Raw genomic sequence first — 25,042 nt, 5'->3', positions numbered from 1 at the left:
CACTGCTGTATGGCCCTTACGTACTGGCAGCACTGCTGTATGGCCCTTACGTACTGGCAGCACTGCTGTATGGCCCTTACGTACTGGCAGCGCTGACGGAAGAAAAAGATTTCCTGCACCTGCCATTAACGGAAGAAACACTGGATGCGCAGGTGGAAAAGAAAGACGGTCTGCACTTTTCGGTTGATGGCATTTCCTTTGTGCCGCTTTGCAGCATTGACAAGGAGAAATACCAGGTTTATGTGAAAGTTCCGGGAAAATTTGAGAAGATGATGGGAAAAACAAAATAAAATCCTGTTGAAGCAATTGGAACTGCGGCGATTTATGTCAAAAAAAGCCAGAAAAAAGATAAAAAGGATCTTTCTTTCTAAACATGAATCGTGTATAATAAGCATTACTGTTCGGGGCCTGCCTGGAGAAATCCAGAAGGGCTCCGATTTATGTCATTTATTTTATACAACAAGAAAAGGGGGAAACCATGCAGAAACACAGAAAATTTATTGGGGACAAACGGTTTTACCTGATGGTGCTTGGCGTTGCGATGCCGATTATGATTCAGAACGGTATCACCAACTTTGTCAGCCTTCTCGACAACATCATGGTAGGACAGGTCGGCACCGAGCAGATGTCCGGTGTTGCGATCGTCAATCAGCTTCTTTTTATCTATAACCTCTGTATCTTTGGAGGCGTGTCTGGCGCAGGAATCTTCACTGCGCAGTATTTCGGACAGGGCAACGACGAGGGTGTGCGAAACACCTTCCGCTTCAAGCTCTGGATCGGCGTGATCCTGACGGCAGCGGCAATCACTATTTTCCTTGGTGCGCACGAGCCTCTGATTCGTCTCTACCTGACAGGAGATCAGGGAAGCCAGGACATGAATGCGACATTAGCCTATGGCATTTCTTATATGAAGGTCATGCTGGTAGGACTTCCGCCGTTCCTGTTTGTGCAGCTTTATGCCAGCACGCTGCGCGAATGCGGCGAGACAATGCTTCCGATGAAGGCCGGTATTACCGCTGTCTTCGTTAATCTGGTTTTTAACTACATTTTAATCTACGGAAAATTCGGTGCACCGCAGCTCGGCGTTGTCGGCGCGGCAGTCGCAACGGTGCTGTCCCGTTACGTGGAGATGGCGATCGTGCTGATCCGCACGCACGGAAACAAAGAAAAATATCGTTTTACGAAGCATCTGTACCGCACGATCCGTGTTCCGGCGGCTTTGACGAAACAGATCCTCATCAAAGGAACACCGCTGATGCTGAACGAAACGTTCTGGGCAGGCGGCGTTGCGATCCTGATGCAGTGTTACTCCGTGCGTGGACTGAATGTCGTAGCCGCGATGAATATCTCCAACACGATCTCGAACCTGTTCAACGTCGTTTTCATCGCACTCGGCGATTCCGTTGCCATCATCGTCGGACAGCTCCTCGGAGCCGGAAGGATGGAAGAGGCAAAGGATACCGATACGAAGCTGATCACGTTTTCCGTATTACTCTGCATTGTGATCGGCGCGCTGATGGCGCTCGTGGCTCCAATCTTCCCACGCCTCTACAACACGACGGACGAAGTACGCCACATGGCGGCAATCTTCATCGTGGAAGTGGCCATGTTCATGCCGGTCAATGCATTCCTGCATGCAAGCTACTTTACCCTGCGCTCCGGTGGAAAAACGATCATCACGTTCCTGTTCGACAGCGTCTTCATCTGGGTTGTCAGTGTGCCGGTGGCTTTCTGCCTGAGCCGTTTTACCGGACTTTCGATCTACGCAATCTACTTTATGGTTATGTCGGTTGACCTGATCAAGTGCGTGATTGGATTTGTCCTTGTCAAGAAAGGAGTCTGGCTGCAGAATATTGTGGCAGAGTAAAGAAAAAAATCTGTCTGTTTTCCAGTCTGAAAAGGATGGGAGGCGGGCAGATTTTTTGCTTTATAAAAAACTTTGTTGAATTTTACTGTAAAGCAAAAAAGCCCTCCGGGCAGGATCGGACTGCGGCTGAGAGAAAGAAAAAGAGTATTTTTGATAAAATTTCGCAAATGAAGCAGCCGTTTTTGGCGGAAAAGTGGAAATTTTTTCATTAATCAAAACACCGGTTGAAATTTAGAGAACGCTTGTTATAATAAGGGTGCAGCGAACAGACATCCCGTGTGACGCGTGAATCTCTCTTCCTATTATTAATGAGACGCAGTCACACATGAAATGGAGGAAAAAAGCGATGGATTACGCAAAAGAATCATTAAAAATGCACTATGAATTACGCGGAAAGCTTGAGGTCACTTCCCGGGCGGCCGTAGATACAAAAGATGCCTTGAGTCTTGCCTATACACCGGGTGTGGCGGCGCCGTGCCTGGAAATTCAGAAAGATGTCAACAAGAGCTACGAGCTGACCAGAAGATGGAACACGGTAGCTGTTGTTACAGATGGAACCGCAGTTCTCGGACTTGGAGATATCGGCCCGGAGGCCGGCATGCCGGTCATGGAAGGTAAATGCGTGCTGTTTAAAGAATTCGGTGGTGTCGATGCAATCCCGCTCTGCGTGCGCAGCAAGGATGTGGATGATATTGTCAATACCGTGCGTCTTCTCGCAGGAAGCTTCGGCGGTGTCAACCTGGAGGACATCTCCGCACCGAGATGTTTTGAGATCGAGAAGAAATTAAAGGAATGCTGTGATATTCCGATTTTCCACGATGATCAGCATGGAACAGCCGTGATCACACTGGCCGGTGTCATCAATGCGCTGAAACTGGTTGGAAAGAAACTGGATGAAGTCAAAATTGTTACCTCAGGAGCCGGTGCAGCCGGAATCGCCATTATCCGCCTGCTGATTTCGATGGGTCTCAAAAACGTCATCATGACAGACCGCAAAGGTGCGATTTACGAGGGACGCGACGGCCTCAACCCGATCAAAGAGGAGATGGCGAAGATCACAAACTACAACCATGAGAAGGGCACGCTTGCAGAGGTAATCAAAGGAGCCGATATTTTTATTGGCGTTTCTGCGCCGGGTACGCTCACTCCCGATATGGTACGTACGATGGCAAAAGATCCGATCATCTTTGCCTGCGCAAATCCGACGCCGGAGATTTTCCCGGACGAGGCGAAAGCAGCAGGAGCAGCCGTTGTCAGCACAGGAAGAAGCGATTACCCGAACCAGGTCAACAACGTACTCTGCTTCCCGGGCATCTTCCGCGGAGCGCTCGATGTGAGAGCATCTGATATCAACGATGAAATGAAGGTCGCAGCAGCTTACGCAATCGCAGGCCTGGTAAGCGATGAAGAGCTGAACGCAGACTACATCCTCCCGGCAGCCTTTGATCCGCGTGTCAAAGATGCGGTGGCAGCAGCCGTTGCAGAGGCAGCAAGAAAGAGCGGCGTAGCGAGAATCTAAACAGAGTTTGATATAAAAGAAAACGACAGAAAAAGGCTTCCCGGACAGCAAGAAAATCCGGGAAGCCTTTTTGCGTATCATTAAGAAATTATGAAGGAAAGCAGCAGTTACATTCAGCCAGCCAGATCGTCTTCGGCCGGCAGTTCCGGTCCGGTCAGAGCGTACGGATCGAGAATGTCGTCGAGCTGTTTCTGTGTCAGCAGTTCGTCTTTCAGAACCAGAGAAGTAACACTCTCGCCCGTCTTCAGCGATTTCTTTGCAATCGAGGCCGCTTTCTGGTATCCGATATACGGGCAGAGCGCCGTTGTGATGCCGACACTCTTCGAAACGAGATCCTCGCACCGTTTCTCATTTGCGGTAATGCCGAGAATACAGTTCTTCACAAGCGTATTCACAGCGCCTGTCATCGAGGTGATGGAAGAGAACAGGGAGTAGAAGACAACCGGTTCAAACGCGTTTAACTCCATCTGGCCAGCCTCAGCCGCCATCGTGATTGTGGTGTCGTTTCCGATGACATGGAAGGCAACCTGTGTCACAACCTCCGGGATAACCGGGTTGATCTTGCCCGGCATAATCGAGGATCCGTTCTGCATCGGCGGCAGGTTGATCTCGCCGAATCCGGTCCGCGGTCCGCTGGACAGCAGGCGCAGGTCGTTGCACATCTTGGAGAGGTTGACGGCGCAGGTCTTTAACGTGTTGGAGATCGTCACAAATCCGTCGAGGTTCTCCGTCGCGTCAAACAGATCGTCCGCCTGCATCAGCGGATAGCCTGTCACAGCAGCGAGGGTCGGCACGATGTGGTGGAGATAGTAATCGGAAGCATTGATCGTCGTACCGATGGCTGTTCCGCCGAGGTTCAGGGTGAACAGCTCTTTTCTGGCGCGTTCGATCCGGCGGATATCACGCTCGATCATCGTTGCGTAAGCGTGGAAGCTCTGGCCGAGACGCATCGGAACGGCGTCCTCAAGCTGGGTTCTTCCCATCTTTAAAATGTGGTCAAATTCCTGGGACTTATCGAGCAGTGCTGCGTGGAGTGACTCGAGCGCATGCAGAAGATCCGGGAGCAGATCGAGCACGGTCAGTTTTCCTGCACTTGGGATAACGTCGTTTGTGGACTGTGCCATGTTGACGTGGTCATTCGGGTGGACAATGGTATAATCACCCTTGGTGCCGCCCAGGATTTCGATGGCGCGGTTTGCGATGACTTCGTTTGCGTTCATATTAGCACTCGTTCCGGCGCCGCCCTGGATGCCGTCAACGATGAACTGGTCTTTTAATTTGCCGGCAATGATTTCATCACAGGCATAGATAATGGCAGCCGCTTTTTCCTCCGGCAGTCTCTGTGCTTCGCGGTTGGAGATGGCAGCTGCCTTTTTAATTTTCGCCAGATTCTGGATCATGACCGGGTGGATCGGCGTTCCCGTGATGGGGAAATTCCGTTTTGCCCGCAGGGACTGTACCCCGTAGTAGGCGTCGGATGGGACTTCAAGGGAACCAATGGAATCTGCTTCAATTCTTGTCTTCATAATAATCTCCTTCTTTCTGCACGCATTGAGTTGTGTATATTGTCTGAAACAATTCTTGCTTTGCCTTTCGATACCGGAAGAATAACACCAGGGTAGAAATTTGTAAATACCGCCGCAGAAGAACTGTGGAATCTTATTTATTTTTGTATTTGATTTTAAATACCAAGGGAAAGAGGCACTTTTACTTATTTTTCGAAAGCAGTTTCCGCGAGGACACGTTTTCGTAGACAAAAAACGGCGAACGTGATATGCTGAACAGTATAAAAGTGAAAAAACAGGAGAGCAGCGTATGAAACATGAAAAAAGCAAGAACGATGCGATGCGCCATGAGCTCGATCACATCGATGCAAAAATCTTGAATCTCCTTCGGGAAAATGCCAGGATGCCGCTGAAAGAAATCGCGGAACACGTATTTTTATCCTCCCCGGCAGTTTCCGCCAGAATTGAGCGGCTGGAGAAGGAAGGCTACATTACAGGATATCAGGTCAAATTAAATCCGGCGCTTTTGGGATATCCGATCAAAGCGTTCATCAACCTCGAGGTTGAGCCGGTTCAGAAAAAAGAATTTTATCCCTATATTGAAAAGGTCCACAATGTCGTGGAATGTAATTGCGTTACCGGTGATTACTCCATGCTCATTGAGGGCCTTTTTGTTAGCACCATTGAGCTCGACCAGTTTATCGGCGAGCTGCAGCATTTTGGACGGACGCGGACGCAGATCGTGTTCTCGACCTCCGTGGAGCACCGCCAGGTGACCGCACACGAGGCAGAAGAATAGGCACCGGTCCGCTCCGGCGGCTTTGTGTACCGAAAAAAATGCTTTGCAGGAGAATGCTTTTGTGTTATAGTGATAGAATACACAGAGCATTTTGCGCCCTTTTCGGGACAGTGCTCCAAACGAAAAGATTCGAGGGAGGCCTGACCTTATTATGGAAGAAAAAGAAGTTGTTTCCAAAAATTTTATCGAGCTTGCGATTGACAAAGATCTGGCAGAGGGCGTTTACGACCATGTATGCACACGATTCCCGCCGGAGCCAAACGGCTATCTTCATATCGGACATGCAAAATCCATCCTGTTAAACTACGGTTTATCACAGGAGTACAACGGAGAGTTCCACATGCGTTTCGATGATACAAACCCGACGAAAGAGAAAACCGAGTTTGTTGATTCCATCAAAGCCGATATCCAGTGGCTTGGTGCAGACTGGAAAGATCATCTGTACTACGCATCCGATTATTTCCCACAGATGTATGAGGCAGCCGTAAAACTGATCAAAAAAGGAAAAGCATTCGTCTGCGATCTGTCCGCAGAGGAGATCCGTGAGTACCGCGGAACCTTAACCGAGCCTGGAAAAGAGAGCCCGTACCGCAATCGTTCCGTAGAGGAAAACCTGGACCTGTTCGAGCGCATGAAAAACGGCGAATTCGAGGACGGAAGCAAAGTACTCCGTGCGAAAATCGATATGGCATCACCGAACATCAACATGAGAGACCCGGTTATCTACCGTGTAGCCCATATGCATCACCACAGAACCGGCGATACCTGGTGCATCTACCCGATGTACGACTTCGCGCATCCGATCGAGGACGCCATCGAAGGCATTACCCATTCTATCTGTACGCTGGAGTTTGAGGACCACCGTCCGCTGTACGACTGGGTTGTACGCGAGCTGGAATATCCGATGCCGCCGCGCCAGATTGAGTTTGCAAAGCTGTATCTGACCAACGTGGTTACCGGAAAACGTTACATCAAAAAGCTGGTAGAGGACGGCGTGGTAGACGGCTGGGATGACCCGCGTCTCGTATCCATCGCAGCACTCCGCCGCAGAGGCTTTACACCGGAGTCCATCAAGAAATTCGTAGATCTGTGCGGTGTATCAAAAGCAAACAGCTCCGTTGACTATGCGATGCTGGAGTACTGCATCCGCGAGGATCTGAAGCTGAAAAAAGCCCGTACCATGGCAGTCTTAAATCCGGTGAAACTTGTCATCGACAACTATCCGGAAGACCAGATTGAGATGCTGGAAGTACAGAATAACCTCGAGAATCCGGAGCTTGGCAGCCGTCAGGTACCGTTCGGAAGAGAATTGTACATCGAGCGCGAAGACTTCATGGAGGAGCCGGTCCGCAAATACTTCCGTATGTTCCCGGGCAATGAAGTCCGCCTGATGAACGCATACTTCGTCACCTGCACCGGATGCGAGAAAGACGAGAACGGAAATATTACCGTAATCCATGGAACGTACGATCCGGAGTCCAAGGGAGGAAATTCCCCGGACGGAAGAAAAGTAAAAGGAACAATCCACTGGGTAGCAGCAAAGACCGCTGTCAAAGCAGAGTGCCGTCTGTACGAAAACCTGATCGACGAGGAGAAGGGCGTTTACAACGAGGATGGTTCCATGAACCTGAATCCGAATTCCCTGACCGTATTAAAAGAGTGCTATCTGGAGCCGTCTTTAAAAGATGCGAAAGCATATGACAGCTTCCAGTTTGTCAGAAACGGATTCTTCTGTGTAGACGCAAAAGATTCCAAAGAGGATGCGCTGGTGTTCAACCGTATCGTATCCCTGAAGAGCTCTTTCAAGCTGCCGGCAGCGAAATAAATAAGAATTTTGAAATGGAACAGAGCAGCCGCCTGGATGAAACCGACATCCCAAGCGGCTGTTCTTTTTGTCAGGGGAGATGGGAAGATGAATGAATTGACGATTTCGCTGGATCCGCATCGGAAGACACCGCTCTATGAGCAGATTTACGGTTTTATCCGCGAGGAAATCCGCGGCGGACGGATCCGTGCAGGGGAGCGGCTGCCGTCGGCGCGGGCGCTTTCGGGCTATCTGTCGGTGAGCCGGAGTACCGTGGATCTGGCGTATGAGCAGCTGGTATCCGAAGGGTATCTGGAGAGTGTGCCGTGCAAAGGCTACTTTGTCTGTGAGATTGAGGGGCTGTACCGCCTCGATGAAAAGAAAGAGGAGACAAAGGAGGATGATGCCGCGGAACAGACGTCGTTCCACTACGATTTTGCCGTGACCGGCACGGCGCCGGGCGGATTTCCGCAGAACAGCTGGAAGAAGATCTCGAAAGAAGTCCTGCTGGACGCAGATGACAGCCTGTTCCAGCTCGGGGATGCGAAGGGCGAGCACGGTCTTCGGGAGGCAATCCGCGACTATCTGCACCACGCACGCGGCGTGAACTGCCGCACAGAGCAGATCATCGTCGGAGCGGGAAATGATTATCTGCTGATGCTGCTTTCGGTGATCTTAGGGCGTGGCCATAAAGTGGCGATGGAAAATCCGACCTACATCAGTGCCTACCGCTGTTTTGCGAAGCTTGGCTATGCGATGTGTACGATTTCGATGGACGAAGCGGGCATGCGGCCGGCGGAGCTGGAAAAAAGCGGGGCGGATCTGGCGTACATCATGCCGTCGCACCAGTTCCCGATGGGCATGGTCATGCCGATGAAGCGGCGGATGCAGCTCCTTGCGTGGGCATCGAGGGAAAATGGGCGGTATCTGATTGAGGATGATTACGACAGTGAATTCCGCTACAAGGGCCGCCCGATCCCGGCACTGCAGGGCAATGACACAGAGGGAAAAGTGATCTATCTTGGAACGTTTTCGCGGGCGATTGCGCCGTCCATCCGCATCAGCTACATGGTGCTGCCGGAGACGCTGCTGCCTGCCTACGAGGAGAACGGAAGATGCTTTTCCGCGACAGTTTCGAAGACGGACCAGAAGATTCTGGAAGGGTTTATGCGGAGCGGCGCGTTCGAGCGCCATCTGAACCGGATGCGTGCACAGTATAAAGGGAAACACGACCTGCTGATCCGGCTTCTGAAGGAGTTTGGGCGGGAGTACACGGTGTCCGGCGAGAATGCGGGCGTCCATGTGCTGGTCCACCTGCCGAGAGGACTCTCCGAAGCGGAGGCGGTGCAGCGGGCAAAAGAGGATGGTGTGCGCGTGTACGGGCTGGAACGGTACTGCATCGGCGCTGCCGCAGATCCCGCACAGGGCGGCACAGTGCTGCTTGGGTACGCCGGGCTTTCTGAGGAGGAGATTGCAGAGGCAGCTGCGATTCTGAAAAAGTGCTGGAATGCGTGAAAAAAGATATGAAAAAAACGGATTGCTTCGCCAGTAACAAAAACTGACGGAACAATCCGTTTTTACTGTTTGATAGAGAGTTACAATGCGGACAGGATCAGCAGCCCAGCTCTTCGGTCAGCTCGCAGATCTCATCGATGATCGATCCAATCGTCTCGATCGTATCGAGAAGCGGTGCATCCGTCGAGATATCAACGCCGGCCATTTTTGCCAGCTCTTCCGGTGTCTTCGTGCTTCCGGCGGTCAGTACCTTTTTCCAGTCATCGACAGCGGTCTGGCCTTCGGTTTCGATGCGCTTGCAGACCTGTGTGGCAACGGTCAGTCCGGCGCTGTAGGTGTAGGAGTAAAGTCCCATATAGTAATGCGGCTGGCGCATCCAGGTGAGCGCTGCGTCATCGGAAATTTCCACATCATCGCCCCAGAACTTCTGCAAGGTCTCTTTCATAATGCTGCTTAACGTCTCAGCCTGTACGCTGTCGCCGGCATCGATGAGCTTGTAAACCTCGCGCTGGTAAGCAGCCTCCATCAGATGGGTGACGAAGTTATGATAATATGTGTTGCTGATCATACAGCTTAAAACCCAGCGGCGGAACCGTTTGTCCGGGGTCGTTTTCAGCAGATAATGAGCCATAAGAAGCTCGTTCATGGTAGACGGCGCCTCGACAAAATAAGAGGAAACCTCGGTATCGAGAATCGCCTGTGCGCCGTTGCAGAGACGGAAATGGCCGGCGTGGCCGAGTTCATGCGCCAGCGTGAAAACATCTGCCATGCGGTTATTCCAGCTTAAGAGAATAAAGGAACCTTTTCCGTACGGGCTGGCACAGAAGCCGCCAGTGGATTTTCCCTGGTTCTGTGCAAAGTCAACCCAGCGTTTTTTGTAGGCCTCCTGAATCATGGAAACGTAATCATCACCGAGAATGGCAAGACCTTTTTCGATGTACTGTTTTGATTCCTCGATCGTGACAGACGGATCGTACTCCGGGTCGACGGCGATTTTCAGATCGGCGAAGGTCATGCGGTCAAGGTTGTGGACCTTTTTCAGCAGGCGGGCATATTTGCGCATATGCGGAGCCAGGCGGGTGGTGATGAGATCGATCTGGCGGTTGTACAGCTCACGGCTGACCTGCTGCGGGAACAGCAGAGAATCGATGACGGAATCGAAGCCGCGCAGCGTGGCCATGGTCTTTTCTGTCTGCAGCTGGGCATTGTAAGCAGCTGCCGTTACATTTTCGTACTGTCTGATTTTTGCAGAAAAGGCGGAGAATGCACTGCGGCGGATATCGGTGTCTTTTTCGTACTCGTAATTATCCTCAAACAGGGAGTAGCCGAGCGGATATTCTTTTCCGTTTACGGTGAAAGAATCAAATTTCATATCGGCAAGCTTTGCCATGTTGTAGATCTGGTACGGAGCCGAGAAGGTCTGGGACAGAGCGGAAATGGCACGCTCGGTTTCCGGGCTCAGGCGGTGTGCCTTGTTGCGGAGAATCTCGGCGAGATAGCAGCGGTTCGTATCTGACTGCTGCATGGCCTCGTTCAAAACATCCTCGGACTGTTCGGAAAGCTCGCTCTCGATAAAGGTGAGACGGCTGAAAATCTCAGAGATCAGGCTGTTGATGCGGTCGTTGCGCGTCTGGTTTGCACTGTTGTAATAGTCGACAGAAACGGCGAGATCGCAGTAGTTGGCGGTCAGTGTGATCAGACGGTAGACCTCCTGGTAATCGTCGAGGCAGTGGTTGATCGTGGCTGCATCGGTGAGGTTTCCTTTGTAGGATGCTTCCATAGAAAGACTTAATTCTTTCATTTTCTGCGCATCAGCCAGCATGGCCTCCTCGGTTGGATAAATTAAAGACAGGTCCCAGGTAAGTTCTACAGGAACGTCATCGCGTTTTGCAAGTTCCATAACAATCTCCTTTCCATAAAAAAGGGGAGGTTTCCCTCCCCAGGAATTACTTCCTTATGTTTCTATATTCTGTTTTTGGGTTTTATTCTGCGGTTACTTCGCTTTCTTCCTGCGGAGAAACTTCACGATCCGCACAGCTTTCTTTTTCAGCGTCTTCTTCTTCGGACTCTGCGGTTTCGCTTTCAGCTTCTGTATCAGCTGTTTCGGAACCTTTATTGCAAGCTGCAGATTCCGGATCCGGTGCAGCATCCTCCGCACCTTTCGTTTTCGGAAGGGTCGTATAAGTACGTTCAGCAGGAGCAGGCTCTTCCTCTTCAAATTCGTCTTTAAAATCGTCAAAATCTGTTTCAAGATCTGCTTTTCCTTTCCGGATAAAATAGACTGCCGCACCGCAGGCTGCGCCGACAGCGGCAGAAGCCAGAGTAAGCAGAATACGTTTTGATTTCCGTGACATCTCGATTCAAGTCTCCTTTCAAATGCCGTCCTTTGAAACTATTGTAATACAGTTTCAACAAAAAAGAAAGTAAAATCTTACAGAATTCGGAAAAAGTGCCAAAGAAAACAAGAAAAAGAAGGTTTCCTGACACAGAAACAGAATCAGGCAAGGATAAACTTACGAAGAATCTCCGCCACGCCGCTGTGATTGCAGTCGTTTTCCGTGATATAATCGGCACTCGCCTTTACGGCATCGGTCGCATTTTTCATGGCGGCACCGACGGCAGCGGCCTCGATCATCGAAATATCATTTTCCTGATCTCCGGCAGCCACGGTGTTGGCAAGCGGAATCTGAAGAAGCTCGCAGAGTTTTTTCACGGCATGGCCCTTGGAAACGTGTTCCGGGACATGCTCGAGGTAATGCGGGCTGGAGTAGAACATCGAAATTTTTCCTTTTGCCCACGGCTCCATGGCAGCGCGGTAAGCGTTCATTTTTGCACGGTCGTGGAGATCAATCACGATCATCTTGCATGGTTCCTCGGCGAGGTGCTCCGGCAGAAGCGGATCTTCCACGACGGGAATGTGGATTGCCTGTGTGTAAACGCGCGTTTCCTCGCCTGCATGGCGGCAGAGAAGGGAGGTGTCGGAGTAGGTGTGGCAGTAGAGGCCTGCCTCCTGCGTTTTTTCAAAGATCACGCGTGCATATTCGAGCGGAATCGTGCGGCGGTACAGCGTTTTCTTTGCCGCGCAGTCGTAAATCAGTCCGCCGTTGAATGCGATGGCATAGCAGCCTTCGCGGTCGAGTCCGAGCTCTTTTAAGATCGGCAGAAAGCCGGAGAGCGGGCGGCCGGTGTTGAACACAATTTTGTGGCCGGCAGCAAGTGCCTCTGAAATGGCATCCATGTTTTCTTTTGTCACCTGCTTTTCGGAATTCAGCAGGGTATCATCCATATCGGTAAAAAATATTTTCACAGTCTGATTCATATTCTCTTTTTTTCCTTTCCAAGAATCTGAAAAACAGTTTCATTTTAGCATAAAGTGCCGGAAAAGAAAATATGGTTGCGCAGGGAAAAAATACAGGATATAATGATTGCGGACAAGAAGAGAGAGAAGAAAGAAAATCGAAGAACAAAAGAGACAAAGAAGGGAAGTCAGAATATGATAAAAGCTTGTATCTTTGACCTGGACGGCACCATCGCAGACACTGTAGAGTCGATTGCGCACGCAGTCAACCGCGTTCTGGAACATTTTGGACTTGTGCCGCGCCCGGTAGAAGCCTTCAACTTTTACGCCGGAGACGGTTTCGATCTGGCAGTGGAGCGCGCTTTAAAAGACGCCGGAGATGCAGAGCTCAACTATCTGCAGGAGGGCATCCGCCTTGGCCGCGCGTGGTTCAACGAGGACCCGCTGTATCACGTAAAACCGTATCCTAATATGCGGGAAACCCTGACCGCGCTGCGGGAAGAAGTTCCGATTGCCGTATGTTCCAACAAGCCGCACGAGGCGGCCATCCACGTCGTGGAGAGCGTGTACGGACCGGGCTTTTTCAACCGGATTCAGGGGCAGACCGCAGAAATCCCGAGAAAGCCGTCTCCGATCGGTGCGCTCGCGATTGCAGACGCACTCGGCGCCAGACCGGAAGAGTGCCTGTACTTTGGCGATACCAATACGGATATGCAGACCGGAAACGCCGCAGGCATGTTTACCGTTGGTGTGACGTGGGGATTCCGCCCGCGCCAGGAGCTGATCGACAACCATGCGATGGAGCTGCTCGACCGGCCGGAGGAAATCTTAACGCTTTTTCACAGAAAGAATCAGGAAAAATAAAACGAACAGAGGAGAAAACCAGAATGGGAGAATATACTGAAGAATGCATCAACACATTTTTAATGAATCAGGGCCAGTTATTCGACGAGCCGGTGGCTGAAAATTACGATGAGGCAGAGGCCTTTCTGGAGGACTGCCTTGCAGTCGTTGCCGACAATCTGGACGACGTGCGCGCCTACATGGAAGAAGAGGGCATGGACGTGGAAGAAATGTCGGATGCAGAATTAGAAGAGCAGAGCGAAGTCTTTGCCCTGCCGGACGGCCAGTATCTGATCGTGATGGGATAAAAAACGAGAGGAAATTAAAAAAGAATGAAATATGATGTCATTATTATCGGCGCAGGCCCGTCAGGTATTTTCTGTGCCTATGAACTGCTGAAAGAAAAACCGGATCTGAAGGTGCTGATGATCGAAAAAGGACGTTCGATCGAGAGCCGTCAGTGTCCAAAGAGAAAAACGAAAAAATGCGTGAACTGCAAACCGTGCTCGATCACAACGGGATTTGCCGGAGCAGGCGCATTCTCCGACGGAAAGCTTTCTCTTTCCCCGGATGTCGGTGGAAATCTGCCGGAGATTTTAGGATATGAAAAGACGGTTGAGCTGATCCATGAGTCCGACCAGATCTATCTGGATTTCGGCGCAGACAAGAATGTTTACGGTGTCGATAAAGAAAAAGAGATCCGTGAGATCCGCCGCAGAGCGATCAACGCCAACCTGAAGCTGATCGAATGTCCAATCCGCCATCTCGGAACCGAGGAGGGATACAAGATTTACAGCCGCCTCGAGGATCACTTAAAAGAGATCGGCGTGGAGATGAAATTCAACACGATGGTCAATGATATTACGATCGAGGACGGCCGTGCGACAGCTGTAACACTTGAGGACGGAACGGTTTACGAGGCAGATGAGATTGTCTCCGCAGTAGGCCGCGAGGGAGCCGACTGGTTCTCACATATCTGCAACGGCCACGGCATCGAGACCGAGGTCGGAACCGTCGATATCGGTGTCCGCGTGGAAGTCCGCGACGAGGTCATGGAGTTCCTGAACAAGAACCTGTACGAGGCAAAACTCGTTTACTATACCCCGACTTTTGACGACAAAGTGCGTACCTTCTGTACGAACCCGTCCGGTGAGGTGGCAACTGAGTATTATGAAAACGGTCTGGCAGTTGTAAACGGTCACGCCTACAAATCCCAGGAGTTCAAGACAAACAACACGAACTTTGCCCTCCTGGTATCCAAGAACTTTACGAAACCATTTAAAACCCCGATCGAGTACGGCAAACAGATCGCACAGCTTTCCAACATGCTCTGCGACGGCAAGATCCTCGTTCAGACGTACGGCGATTTCAAACGCGGAAGAAGAACGACAGAAGAGCGTCTCTGCCGCAATAACCTGATCCCGACCTTAAAAGATGCCGTTCCGGGCGACCTTTCCCTGGTATTCCCGCACCGTATCATGGTCGACATTGCCGAGATGATCGAAGCCCTCGACAAAGTAACACCGGGTATCGCCAGCGATGAGACACTGCTGTACGGCGTAGAAGTCAAATTCTATTCCAACAAAGTTGTCGTAGACAAAGACTTCTGCACCAGCGTCAAAGGCCTCCGCGCCATCGGCGACGGCGCATCCGTAACCCGCGGCCTCCAGCAGGCAAGCGCAAACGGACTGTCGGTTGCGAGAAGCATTCTGAAAAGCATGAAATAAGAGAGAACGAAAAAAGATCCTTCGTCTGTGAAATGAGACGGAGGATCTTTTTTTGCGCCGGAAAGAGGGGTGTTTCAGATTATATGCCGTACAGCTTCCGGAACTGCTTCGGCGTTGTCCCGGTCTGCTGGCGGAAAACCGAGATAAAGTAGCTGACATCGCGGTAGCCGCAGAGAGCGGCGATGCCGTCGAGCGTAGTGTAGGGACGGCTGATGAGAAGCTCCTTGGCGCGGCTGATGCGCAGAACGCTGATGTACGAGCGGACAGAGCTGCCGACAAAACGCTGGAACAGGCGTGTCAGATACTGCGGTGTGATATGGAGCTGTTCCGCGAGATCATCCACATTGAGCGGGTTGGAAAGATGACTTTCGATTTCCTGCATTGCCGGGCGGACATACTGGAGATACAGCGGATGCTCCGTCCGGGAAAGGCCGGTGCGGAGCTGGGAAAGGCGTGTCAGGAACTCAAAGCATCCGACGGAGAGCGCAGCATCGTCGATGTCATTTTTCAGAAAATGTGAGTCGATTATGCGGTCAATCCATTCCTGAAACCACGCGCCCTCTGAGGCCGGAACGAAAAGATACGGCGAGACGGCACAGATTTTATAGAGATCATCGGAGAGCTTTCCGTCAAAGGTCAGAAAGGATGTAAACCACATCCTGCTGCCGTCGTTTTCGCGGTATTCATGCGGCACATGCGGAGCAATCAGAACACCATCACCTGGTTTCAGCAAAAGTTCCTGACCTTCGAGGGTCAGCAGCCCTTCGCTGCGTTCCGTCTGAATCCAGTGATATAAGGGGAATCCGTTCGGGCGCACAACGGGCTCCTGCAGCCAGCGGTTGCCGATGCTGTCAGCGGAGAGGGAAAAATCAGAGGCGGATGGTTTAAAAAAAATAGGCATAACAGTCAGTTCCTTTCTGAAAGAAAAGTCTAAAATAAGATTCCGGAATGAGTTTCGAAAATTCATACTTTTTAGACAAGCATATCATACTTTTCTCACAAAGACCAGTATATAATAGAGCCATCAAAACGAGATATCCAAACACAGGAGGAATCAAAAAAATGCAGCCAAAATTCAAAAAAATGTTATACGGAGGAGACTACAACCCAAACCAGTGGCCAAAAGAGATCTGGGATGAGGATATGAAACTTTTCCATCAGGCCGGCATCAACAGCACCACGATCAACGTATTTTCCTGGGCAAAAATCCAGCCGTCCGAGAATGAGTACGACTTTACAGAGCTCGATGAGATCGTAGACACCCTGACAAAAGAGGACGTCCAGATCGTCATGGCAACATCCACCGGCGCACTCCCGGCATGGATGGTACACCGTTATCCGGAAGTGGCAAGAACCGATTTCGAAGGACGCCATCACAAATTCGGTCATCGCCACAATGCCTGCCCGAACAGCCCGGTTTTCCAGAAATATGCAAAGCGCCTGGCAGAAAAACTGGCAGAGCGTTACGGCGACAACAAAAACATCGTCTGCTGGCACATCAGCAATGAGTACGGCGGCGAGTGCTACTGCGAGAACTGTGCAAAAGCGTTCCGCGTATGGCTGAAAGACAAATACAAAACACTCGATGAAGTCAACAAGGCATGGAACATGGAGTTCTGGGGCCACACCATCTACGACTGGGACGAGATTGTACCGCCGAACGATCTGGGAGACGGAATGCCATGGGGAAGCGGCACTGCATTTGCAGGAATGTCCCTCGACTACATGCGTTTCAACTCCGACGGCATGCTGAACAACTACAAAATGGAGCGTGACGCGATCCGCAAATACGACAAAGAAACACCGATCACCACAAACCTGATGGGAACGTACAAAGGTCTCGACTACTTCAAGTGGGCAAAAGAAATGGATATCGTATCCTGGGACAACTACCCGAGCTACAATACACCATGGAGCCACGTAGCTATGACCCACGACCTGATGCGCGGCCTCAAAGACGCACCGTTCATGCTGATGGAGCAGACTCCGAGCCAGCAGAACTGGCAGCCGTACAACTCCTTAAAGAAACCGGGCCAGATGCGCGCACAGAGCTATCAGACCGTTGCACACGGCGCAGACACGATTCAGTTCTTCCAGCTGAGAAGAAGCGTCGGCGGATGCGAGAAATTCCATGGTGCTGTTATCGCACACGCAGGAACCGCAGATACCCGTGTCTTCCGTGAGGTAACCCAGCTCGGAAAAGAACTGGAGAAAATCGGAAGCCGTGTGATGGGCTCCGAGAACCACGCAAAAGTCGGCATCATCTTCGACTGGGAAAACTACTGGGCACTGGAGTACACCAGCGGACCGAACTGCGATTTACGTTACGTAGACCAGATCGAGCAGATGTACAATTACTTCTATAACAAGAACATCGCTGTCGATATGATCCCGATCGACGCGGACTTCTCCAAATATGACCTCGTTGCAGCACCGGTTCTCTACATGGTAAAAGATGGTGTGGCAGAGAGCCTGGAGGATTATGTACAGGCAGGCGGAACCCTCATCACCACCTACATGAGCGGTATCGTCGGACAGTCGGACAACGTTCATCTCGGCGGATACCCGGGACCGCTCAGAAAAATGGCAGGCGTATGGGTAGAAGAGATCGACGCTCTTGCACCGGAGCAGAGAAACAAGATCCGTTTCGCAGACGGAACCGAGGAAGAGTGCCGTCTCGTATGTGACCTGATGCACCTCGAAGGAGCTGAAGAAATCGCACAGTATGAGAGCGATTTCTATGCAGGCATGACTGCTGTTGCAAAAAATCAGTTCGGAAAAGGAACCGTATATTATGTCGGAACCGACCTTTCTGAGAGCGGCCTTGCAAAAGTTCTTGCTATGGCAGCAGACAGCGCAGCCATCCAGCCGGTGATTGGAGAAGCAACAGCACTCGAGATCACAAAACGCCAGGCAGACGGCGAGGATCTGTACTTTATCATCAACTTCAAAGATGAGGAGATTCCGCTTCCGGCAGTCTTCGACGGAAAAGAAGATATCCTGACCGGCGAGAAAGTACAGGGCGGTGAGATGCTGAAGAAATACGATCTGCGGATTGTCAGCGTTCCGAGAGCATAATATAAAACATATTGTATAGCAGAAAGATAACAAAAAAGACACAGCAGGAGGCAGAAAGATACTTCCAGCTGTGTCTTTTTGATGCTGTGAATTTATGCGGGTGCTTAGTGGGAAAACGAAGCCCGTGCGACGATGTTCTCCATCTCGCCCCATTTCTCCTCCATATCCGCTACAAGCGCGATCTGTGTCCGCGCCCGTACGAGGTTGTGCTCCGGGTAAGCGGTTTTGAAGTAGGTATCGCCCATCAGGTAATCGGCGAGAAAACGGATGCCGCATTCGAGGGTCATTAATTTTGCACCCATCGGCAGCATTTCGACTTCCGCGCGGGTCAAAGAGCCTGCGCAGCCTGCGAGAAAGCCCTTTGTATAGCTCTCAAAGAGAGGAAGGGAAAGAGACACCTTCGAGACATCCTGTTCGTCCTCAGCGGCCGTATTCGCGCCGAAGCGGATCGAATCGCCGAAGTCAAAGATCGACAGTCCCGGCATGATTGTGTCCAGGTCGATGACGCAGATGCCCTCGCCGGTTTTGTCATCAATCATAATGTTGTTCAGCTTCGTATCGTTGTGCGTTACGCGGAGCGGCAGCTCGCCCGAGGCCTTCATGCGCTCGGCTACGCCGTAATCGTCTGCGTGGTCGAGGAAAAACGCCATCTCATCCGAAACGTTTTTCAGCCGTCCTTTCGGATCCGCCTGCGCCGCCTGTAAAAGCGCCTGGTAGCGGAGCGGTGTGTTGTGGAAATCCGGGATCGTCTCGAAAAGAGAGGCGGACGGAAAATCGGAGAGCATCTGCTGGAAGCGGCCGAAAGCATTACCGGTCTCGTAAAACAGCTTTGGATCTGTCACGGCATCATAGCAGGACGCATCGGAAATAAAGAGAAATGCGCGCCAGAATTCTCCGCGCTCATCGACGAAAAAACAGGCATCGTCTGTCGTCGGAATCAGGTTCAGCGTCTCGCGGAATGGATCTCCTCCTGCGGCTGTGATTTTTTTCCGCAGAAATGATGTTACCTGTGCAATATTCTGCATCAGCTCCGTTGGATTGTGGAAAACGGTGCGGTTCATGCGCTGCAGAATCGATTTGCGGAGGACGCCGTTTTCGGTGGAGCGCACCAGAAACGTATCGTTGATATGGCCGTTCCCGTGCGGCGTCCAGTCTGTAATCGTTCCCGGGAAAGCAAATGCGTGGACAATGGAAGAGAGTTCTTCCTGTGTGTATGTAATCATCATGGGTATAAACTCCTTATTTTAATTAGACAAACCTGATTAAGTAAAGCACACGCAGGGCGAAAAGTCAAGAAAAGGGCGCGAAACGATTGACAACGAGCGGCATTTCTGACTATAATAGACAGTAATTTAAGAAAAAACAAAACCTAAAATGCAGTGACAGGGAGGAGTACCTGGCGGCGCAAAGCAAAGAGAGGAGATGGCTGGTGAGAATCTCCGTGAGCGTGCCTGCGGAAGTAGCCCTCGAGCAGTGGACTGAACAGAAAAAGCGGACAGCAATGTTTTCCAAGTAGGCTCCAACGTAGTTCCCACGTTACCGGGATGCCGTATCGGATGAAAAGAGTTAAATCCTGTACGGAATGAGCAGAAGTGTATTCTTCTGGAATTCAGGTGGTACCGTGGATGGAAACATTCTCCCTGAACGTAAGGCACAGAAAAGGTGTTTTATGTTCGGGGATTTTTTATGCAGCAAATTTAGAACAGGAGGTTTTCATATGAAACAGATTACAGGAAACAAACTTCTGGTAAAGGCTCTGAAGGAGGAGGGTGTTGAGTATCTCTTCGGTTATCCGGGAGCCTGCACCATTGATATCAGCGATGAGCTTTACAAACAGGATGAAATCAAAATCGTTCTGCCGCGCCACGAGCAGGCGCTGGTGCATGAGGCGGATGCCTATGCGAGAACGACAGGAAAAGTCGGCGTATGCCTCGTTACCAGCGGCCCTGGTGCAACCAACCTGGTCACCGGTCTTGCAACGGCAAACTACGACAGCGTTCCGCTTGTCTGCTTCACCGGACAGGTAGCCCGCCACCTCATCGGAAACGATGCATTCCAGGAGGTTGATATTGTCGGCATCACCCGCAGCATCACGAAATACGGCGTGACGGTAAGAAACCGTGAAGATCTCGGACGCATCATCAAAGAAGCCTTTTACATCGCCCGCACCGGAAAACCGGGCCCGGTGCTCATTGATCTTCCAAAAGATGTCATGGCAGAGCTCGGCAGCGCAGAGTATCCGAAGAACGTCAACATCCGCGGCTACAAACCGAACACCAGCGTACACATCGGCCAGTTAAAACGTGCGCTGAAAATGCTCGCAAAAGCAAAACGCCCGCTGTTTCTTGCCGGAGGCGGCGTCAACATCGCACATGCGCAGGAAGTGTTCCGCGAAGTGGTCGAGAAAACACAGGTGCCGGTTGTCACAACCGTTATGGGACGCGGCGCGATCTCCACGAAACACCCGCTGTTCATCGGAAACCTTGGCATGCACGGCGCGTATGCGGCGAATATGGCAGTCAGCGAGTGCGATCTGCTGTTCTCGATCGGAACACGTTTCAATGACCGTATCACCGGAAAGCTGCATGAATTTGCCCCGCACGCGCAGATTGTCCACATCGACATCGACACAGCTTCGATCTCCCGAAACATCCACGTCGATATTCCGATCGTAGCCGATGCAAAAGAGGCGATCACGAAGATAGCAGAGTACGTAGAGCCATGCTCCACATCGAAATGGCTTGCCCAGATTGATGCCTGGAAGAACGAGCATCCGCTGACGATGCGCCCGAACGGCGTGATGGGACCGCTCGATATTTTCAACGCGATCAACGAGCAGTTTGACGATGCGATTATCGTCACCGACGTCGGACAGCACCAGATGCTGACAAGTCAGTACGTCGACATTACCGAAAACCGCCAGATCATCATGTCCGGCGGCCTTGGAACGATGGGATACGGCCTTCCGGGCGCGATCGGAGCAAAAATCGGCAACCCGGACAAACCGGTCATCGCGATTTCCGGTGACGGCGGTATGCAGATGAATATTCAGGAGCTGGCAACTGCCGTTCTCGAGGAGCTGCCGGTCATCCTGTGTATCTTCAATAATGAATACCTCGGCATGGTACGCCAGTGGCAGAAGCTGTTTTACGGCAAACGGTACAGCATGACAAACCTGCGCGCCGGTGCACTTTCCCGCAGAACAGACGGAGAAGAGTACCCGGAATACACGCCGAATTTTATCAAATTGGCTGAGAGTTACGGCGCAAAAGGCATCCGCGTCATGAAGAAAGAGGATATCGCCGCAGCGTTTGAAGAGGCGAAGAAAAACACCAAGACTCCGACGATCATCGAATTTATCATCGATCCGGAGGAGATGGTTTACCCGATGATCAAGCCGGGCGGAACGCTCGAAGATATGATTATGGACTGTTAGGAGGAGAGCGCGATGAATAAGGGAATGAAAAAAAGATGGATTTCACTGTACGTAGAAAACCAGGTTGGTGTCCTTTCCAAGATTTCCGGGCTTTTTTCCGCAAAAAGCTATAACCTGGACAGCCTGACCGTCGGAACGACCGAGGACCCGACCGTATCGCGTATGACGATCGCCACGGTCAGTGACGATGAGACGTTTGAGCAGATCAAAAAACAGCTGAACCGCATGGTCGAGGTCATCAAAGTCATCGACTTCACCGACGTGTTTGTGCGCATGAAAGAGATTCTGTATATCAAGGTATTCAACTGCAGCGCAGCTGACAAAGTCGAGCTGTTCCAGATCGCTGAGACGTTCAAGGCGAAGGTCATCGACTACGGAAAAGACAGCCTGCTGCTCGAGTTTGTCCAGACGGCGACGAAAAACGATGCAGTTGTGAAGCTGATGAAAGAGGAATTCAGCAAGATCGAAGTCGTGCGCGGCGGAAGCGTCGGTATCGAGTCGATCAATGTGATGGAGCGGTAAAAGAGAGGACGTTTTTGCGTGAACGAAAAGAGTATTACCACAATTACGTTAAAAAAGATTAATAAGAAAAGTGTGTATCAGTACATCTATGAGCACCGCCAGACGGCGAAGCAGCAGATTGTGCAGGATCTGACGATGGGGCTTTCGATGCACAGCGGAACGCTCGAGCATATCTGCATCGACCCGGAAGGGCCGGAGTGCTACTGCGCTTCTTTTTATTGAAGAGTTTCTGCAGTCGGAATTTTAATTTTTAGTTATAGAATTTCAGGGATAGAAAATCCGGGAACGGAAAGTTTTACATTGCTTTCCATTCCCGGATTTTTTCTGCTTTTTATCAGTGTTCGTTTTTAGATAAACATCGCATAAATCGACGCTCCGACCACAGTCAGAATACCTGCAACTGCAATCGAAAGGCTGCTCATCGCGCCCTCGACATCGCCCATCTCCATGGCCTTCGCCGTACCGATCGCATGGGAGGCCGATCCGATACTGATGCCCTTTGCAATCGGCTCCTCAATGTGAAACAGCTTGCAGAGCGTCTCCGCCAGCATATTTCCCAGCACACCCGTGATGATGATAACGGCAACCGTGATCGTCACCGCACCGCCGAGCTCTTCCGAAACACCCATGCCGATGGCCGTTGTGATGGATTTCGGCAGCAGTGTTACATACATTTTATGATTCAGATTGAAGATCAGCGCCAGCGCGAGAACCACGGTAAGGCTCGTCAGCACGCCGGAGAGAATACCGGCGAGGATGGCTTTGATATTCTTTTTCAATGCCTCCATCTGCTCATACAGCGGAATCGCAAGGCAGACCGTTGCAGGAGTCAGCAGATAGCTCAAGTATTTTGCACCGTCATTATAATTCTGATAATCGATATCGAAAACAGCAAGGAATACAATGACGACTGCAATGGAAATCAGCAGCGGATTGAAAATCGGAAGCCCAAATTTTTTCTTTAACAGCATGCCGAGCTCATACGCCAGAAGGCTGATGACAACGCCGAAAAATGCAGATTCACAGAGCATATTTGTCATTTTGCGTCCCCTCCTTTGTGTTTCTTTTCCAGCCGGATGACCGCCTGTGTCACGCGTCCGGACACAATCATAACGACGATGGTGCTGACGAGCGTAATCACGAGAACCGGAACGAGAACGGCTTTTAATTCACCCCAGGATTCCATCAGGCCGACGCCCGCCGGAATGAACATGACCGGCATGATCTCAATCATAAACTTGCCTGCGTCCTCGACGGTATCAAGTTTTAATGCCCCCGTCATCAGAAGCGCCAGCATCAGCACAAGGCCGTAGATACTTGCCGGAATCGGAAGCGGCAGCACGGCGTGCAGGATTTCTCCGACGAACGAAACCGCCATAATTACAAGGAACTGTCTTAATAATTTCACTTTTTCTGTTGTCCTTTCTCCCCATAACCCACATAACATCACTCCTTCTCAATGTCACGACCCCGATTATACTACCCGCGTAAAAGAATTTCAACCGTAAATGTTACTGCAATTTTGGCTATTTTTGCCAAAAAAAGCAAAAAAATGCCCGCCAATCAAACGAAAAAGTGAAATCGGTGGGCATTTTAACATGATTTTTTGAGTTGATCCGATACGGAACTTTTTAAGCATTGCTTTCGGCATTTTTCCGATCCGGCAGAACGAAGATAAAGATCAGCGAACTGACAAGCAGCATGCCCGGATAGAAGAGGTTTGCCATGATTTCAAAGGCGGAGAGCTCATATCCCAGTTCATGCACCGCGGAAATCGCCACGAGCATCTGCGCGCCGTACGGCAGGATGCCCTGTGAGATGCAGGAGAAGGTATCGAGGAGCGATGCCGTTTTCCGTGGGGTAATGCCGTAGTCCTCGGACATCTGCTTTGCGATCGGGTTTGCCATGACGATCGCGACGGTGTTGTTTGCGGTCGCAATGTCGAGCAGCGCGACGAGAATGCCGACACCGAGCTGGCCGCCCTTTTTTCCGCGGAAGATTTTGTGAATGGCACGAAGCAGGACAGTAAAGCCGCCGTTTTCCCGGATCAGCGCGCACATCGCAGCGACAAGAATCGCAACCATACATGTCTCAAACATACCCGAAGTGCCGCTTCCCATGCTGGAGAGCATATCCAAGAGCGTCGTCTGTCCCGTACCGAGCATGATAACGGCACCGGAAGCAATACCGATAAGGAGTACGACAAACACCTGAATGCCCGCGATGCCGCCGATCAGCACGAGCAGGTACGGAACCATCTGCAGCAGATGGTATTCGTGGACGATCGGTGTGCCCGGCGCCTGTCGGAAGGAGATTACAAGGATCAGCGCCAGCGTGGCAAGAGCAGCCGGGAGAGCGATCCAGAAGTTTTCGCGGAACTTGTCTTTCATCTCGCAGCCCTGTCCGTTGCAGGCGGCGATTGTCGTGTCGGAGATGAAGGAGAGGTTGTCGCCGAACATGGATCCGCCCATGACGGAGGCGACGCAGAGCGCCAGCGAAAAGCCGGAGGTCTCGGCAACAGCAGCGGCGATCGGCACGAGAAGCGTGATCGTTCCGACGGAGGTTCCCATGGCCGTGGAGACGAAGCAGGCAACGACAAAGAGCACAGCGACGGCATATTTTGCCGGAATCCAGGAGAGCATGAAATAGGCAACGCTCTCTGCACTGCTCCTTCCGACAACGCCGACAAACGTGCCTGCGGCGAGGAAGATCAGCAGCATTGTGATGATGTTTTTGTCCCCGATGCCCTGTCCCATGAGGGCGAGCTTTTCTTCAAACGGGACACTGCGGTTCTGCAGACAGGCGACGAGGATCGCTGCCAGAAACGCGACGACGATGGGGATGTTGTAGAAGCCCATCGGAATTTTTAAAATATACTCGGAATAAATGCCGAGCCCCAGATAAAACACCAGAAAAACGGCGATCGGGAGCAGGGCGGATGGCTTTCCTTTTTTCATAGAAATAAATACCAGACCTTTCGTGTGATTTTCCTTATTTTTCAATAGGGCGAATAGAATTATTCTATCATCTGGATCAGAAATCGTAAAGTAAAAAAGCAGGAAAAAACACGCCGGACATCTGGTAAATTCCAGAAATCCGGCGTGTTTTATAAGAGGTGCGTTTTGCTGT

Annotated in this window: 21 protein-coding genes, 1 pseudogene and 1 other annotated feature; of the genes and pseudogenes, 13 read left to right on the top strand and 9 right to left on the bottom strand. The window is 51.2% G+C overall.

Annotation, left to right across the window (positions count from 1 at the left end):
- The 3 genes and pseudogenes from DW642_RS15990 to DW642_RS07315 all read left to right on the top strand — a co-directional run.
- A pseudogene (locus DW642_RS15990) lies at nucleotides 1-290 on the top strand (hypothetical protein); the annotation flags it as partial.
- A 188-nt stretch (nucleotides 291-478) separates the two neighbouring features.
- Nucleotides 479-1,867 carry an MATE family efflux transporter gene (locus DW642_RS07320; protein WP_117509747.1) on the top strand — a complete coding sequence of 463 codons (1,389 nt, stop codon included), beginning with the start codon at nucleotides 479-481 and terminating at the stop codon, nucleotides 1,865-1,867.
- Nucleotides 1,868-2,213: 346 nt separating this feature from the next.
- Nucleotides 2,214-3,386, top strand: a complete 1,173-nt coding sequence (locus tag DW642_RS07315) for an NAD(P)-dependent malic enzyme (protein ID WP_055267479.1) — start codon at nucleotides 2,214-2,216, stop codon at nucleotides 3,384-3,386.
- A gap of 113 nt (nucleotides 3,387-3,499) precedes the next feature.
- On the opposite strand, the gene DW642_RS07310 is transcribed toward DW642_RS07315, so the two are convergent.
- Nucleotides 3,500-4,912 (bottom strand): aspartate ammonia-lyase, encoded by a 1,413-nt coding sequence (locus DW642_RS07310; RefSeq protein WP_055221302.1) that lies wholly within the window; start codon nucleotides 4,910-4,912, stop codon nucleotides 3,500-3,502.
- Between the two features lie 289 nt (nucleotides 4,913-5,201).
- Between DW642_RS07310 and DW642_RS07305 the strand changes: the two genes are divergently transcribed.
- The 3 genes from DW642_RS07305 to pdxR all read left to right on the top strand — a co-directional run bounded on the left by DW642_RS07305 (nucleotide 5,202) and on the right by pdxR (nucleotide 9,009).
- The gene (locus tag DW642_RS07305; RefSeq protein WP_022463079.1) at nucleotides 5,202-5,690 is read left to right on the top strand and encodes an Lrp/AsnC family transcriptional regulator; all 489 of its coding nucleotides are present in this window, start codon (nucleotides 5,202-5,204) and stop codon (nucleotides 5,688-5,690) included.
- Nucleotides 5,691-5,841: 151 nt separating this feature from the next.
- Nucleotides 5,842-7,515 carry a glutamine--tRNA ligase/YqeY domain fusion protein gene (locus tag DW642_RS07300; RefSeq protein WP_022463080.1) on the top strand — a complete coding sequence of 558 codons (1,674 nt, stop codon included), beginning with the start codon at nucleotides 5,842-5,844 and terminating at the stop codon, nucleotides 7,513-7,515.
- A gap of 87 nt (nucleotides 7,516-7,602) precedes the next feature.
- Complete coding sequence (gene pdxR / locus DW642_RS07295) at nucleotides 7,603-9,009, top strand: MocR-like pyridoxine biosynthesis transcription factor PdxR (RefSeq protein WP_117509746.1); 1,407 nt, start codon at nucleotides 7,603-7,605, stop codon at nucleotides 9,007-9,009.
- 97 nt (nucleotides 9,010-9,106) lie between these two features.
- Here the strand turns inward: pdxR and pepF are convergent, their stop codons facing one another.
- The 3 genes from pepF to DW642_RS07280 all read right to left on the bottom strand — a co-directional run bounded on the left by pepF (nucleotide 9,107) and on the right by DW642_RS07280 (nucleotide 12,328).
- Nucleotides 9,107-10,909, bottom strand: coding sequence for an oligoendopeptidase F (gene pepF, locus DW642_RS07290; protein ID WP_055267481.1), 1,803 nt, complete (start codon nucleotides 10,907-10,909; stop codon nucleotides 9,107-9,109).
- 82 nt (nucleotides 10,910-10,991) lie between these two features.
- The gene (locus DW642_RS07285; protein ID WP_117509744.1) at nucleotides 10,992-11,363 is read right to left on the bottom strand and encodes a hypothetical protein; all 372 of its coding nucleotides are present in this window, start codon (nucleotides 11,361-11,363) and stop codon (nucleotides 10,992-10,994) included.
- A gap of 143 nt (nucleotides 11,364-11,506) precedes the next feature.
- Nucleotides 11,507-12,328: a Cof-type HAD-IIB family hydrolase gene (locus DW642_RS07280; protein ID WP_117509743.1), complete on the bottom strand. Its 822-nt coding sequence runs from the start codon at nucleotides 12,326-12,328 to the stop codon at nucleotides 11,507-11,509.
- A 174-nt stretch (nucleotides 12,329-12,502) separates the two neighbouring features.
- Here DW642_RS07280 and DW642_RS07275 point away from each other — a divergent pair, with 174 nt between their 5' ends.
- From DW642_RS07275 to DW642_RS07265, 3 genes are read left to right on the top strand one after another with little or no spacing between them, the layout of a single operon-like run.
- Nucleotides 12,503-13,171 carry an HAD family hydrolase gene (locus tag DW642_RS07275; protein WP_055221324.1) on the top strand — a complete coding sequence of 223 codons (669 nt, stop codon included), beginning with the start codon at nucleotides 12,503-12,505 and terminating at the stop codon, nucleotides 13,169-13,171.
- Nucleotides 13,172-13,194: 23 nt separating this feature from the next.
- Complete coding sequence (locus DW642_RS07270) at nucleotides 13,195-13,458, top strand: hypothetical protein (RefSeq protein ID WP_055221292.1); 264 nt, start codon at nucleotides 13,195-13,197, stop codon at nucleotides 13,456-13,458.
- Between the two features lie 24 nt (nucleotides 13,459-13,482).
- Nucleotides 13,483-14,877, top strand: a complete 1,395-nt coding sequence (locus DW642_RS07265) for an NAD(P)/FAD-dependent oxidoreductase (protein ID WP_022463087.1) — start codon at nucleotides 13,483-13,485, stop codon at nucleotides 14,875-14,877.
- 79 nt (nucleotides 14,878-14,956) lie between these two features.
- Here DW642_RS07265 and DW642_RS07260 read toward each other — a convergent pair whose 3' ends face one another.
- Nucleotides 14,957-15,778 carry a helix-turn-helix transcriptional regulator gene (locus tag DW642_RS07260; RefSeq protein WP_117509742.1) on the bottom strand — a complete coding sequence of 274 codons (822 nt, stop codon included), beginning with the start codon at nucleotides 15,776-15,778 and terminating at the stop codon, nucleotides 14,957-14,959.
- A 161-nt stretch (nucleotides 15,779-15,939) separates the two neighbouring features.
- On the opposite strand from DW642_RS07260, the gene DW642_RS07255 reads away from it, so the two are divergent.
- Nucleotides 15,940-17,955, top strand: coding sequence for a beta-galactosidase (locus DW642_RS07255; protein WP_117509741.1), 2,016 nt, complete (start codon nucleotides 15,940-15,942; stop codon nucleotides 17,953-17,955).
- A gap of 104 nt (nucleotides 17,956-18,059) precedes the next feature.
- Here the strand turns inward: DW642_RS07255 and DW642_RS07250 are convergent, their stop codons facing one another.
- On the bottom strand, nucleotides 18,060-19,181 hold the full coding sequence (locus DW642_RS07250) for a phosphotransferase enzyme family protein (protein WP_117509740.1): 1,122 nt from the start codon (nucleotides 19,179-19,181) through the stop codon (nucleotides 18,060-18,062).
- Nucleotides 19,182-19,325: 144 nt separating this feature from the next.
- Nucleotides 19,326-19,601 (top strand) — a binding site (T-box leader).
- Between the two features lie 71 nt (nucleotides 19,602-19,672).
- Here DW642_RS07250 and ilvB point away from each other — a divergent pair.
- The 3 genes from ilvB to DW642_RS15985 are packed head-to-tail and all read left to right on the top strand — an operon-like array spanning nucleotide 19,673 to nucleotide 22,135.
- Nucleotides 19,673-21,391 carry a biosynthetic-type acetolactate synthase large subunit gene (gene ilvB, locus DW642_RS07245; protein WP_117509739.1) on the top strand — a complete coding sequence of 573 codons (1,719 nt, stop codon included), beginning with the start codon at nucleotides 19,673-19,675 and terminating at the stop codon, nucleotides 21,389-21,391.
- Between the two features lie 12 nt (nucleotides 21,392-21,403).
- Nucleotides 21,404-21,913, top strand: coding sequence for an acetolactate synthase small subunit (ilvN, locus tag DW642_RS07240; protein ID WP_117509738.1), 510 nt, complete (start codon nucleotides 21,404-21,406; stop codon nucleotides 21,911-21,913).
- A gap of 18 nt (nucleotides 21,914-21,931) precedes the next feature.
- Nucleotides 21,932-22,135 (top strand): hypothetical protein, encoded by a 204-nt coding sequence (locus DW642_RS15985; RefSeq protein WP_055227113.1) that lies wholly within the window; start codon nucleotides 21,932-21,934, stop codon nucleotides 22,133-22,135.
- A 125-nt stretch (nucleotides 22,136-22,260) separates the two neighbouring features.
- On the opposite strand, the gene DW642_RS07230 is transcribed toward DW642_RS15985, so the two are convergent.
- The 3 genes from DW642_RS07230 to DW642_RS07220 all read right to left on the bottom strand — a co-directional run bounded on the left by DW642_RS07230 (nucleotide 22,261) and on the right by DW642_RS07220 (nucleotide 24,870).
- Nucleotides 22,261-22,953 (bottom strand): LrgB family protein, encoded by a 693-nt coding sequence (locus DW642_RS07230; RefSeq protein WP_055267500.1) that lies wholly within the window; start codon nucleotides 22,951-22,953, stop codon nucleotides 22,261-22,263.
- Entirely contained in the window at nucleotides 22,950-23,321 is a 372-nt protein-coding gene (locus DW642_RS07225) for a CidA/LrgA family protein (RefSeq protein WP_117509759.1), read from the bottom strand. The genes DW642_RS07230 and DW642_RS07225 overlap by 4 nt, the downstream gene beginning before the upstream one ends.
- A gap of 223 nt (nucleotides 23,322-23,544) precedes the next feature.
- Complete coding sequence (locus DW642_RS07220) at nucleotides 23,545-24,870, bottom strand: Na+/H+ antiporter NhaC family protein (protein ID WP_199596435.1); 1,326 nt, start codon at nucleotides 24,868-24,870, stop codon at nucleotides 23,545-23,547.
- Nucleotides 24,871-25,042: the final 172 nt, after the last annotated feature.

The organism is Blautia sp. AM23-13AC, assembly GCF_003435675.1.
GTDB classification, from domain to species: Bacteria; Bacillota; Clostridia; order Lachnospirales; family Lachnospiraceae; genus Fusicatenibacter; species Fusicatenibacter saccharivorans.
The sequence above is the reverse complement of the archived record's forward strand: the minus strand, read 5'-3'. Positions and strand labels throughout refer to the sequence as shown.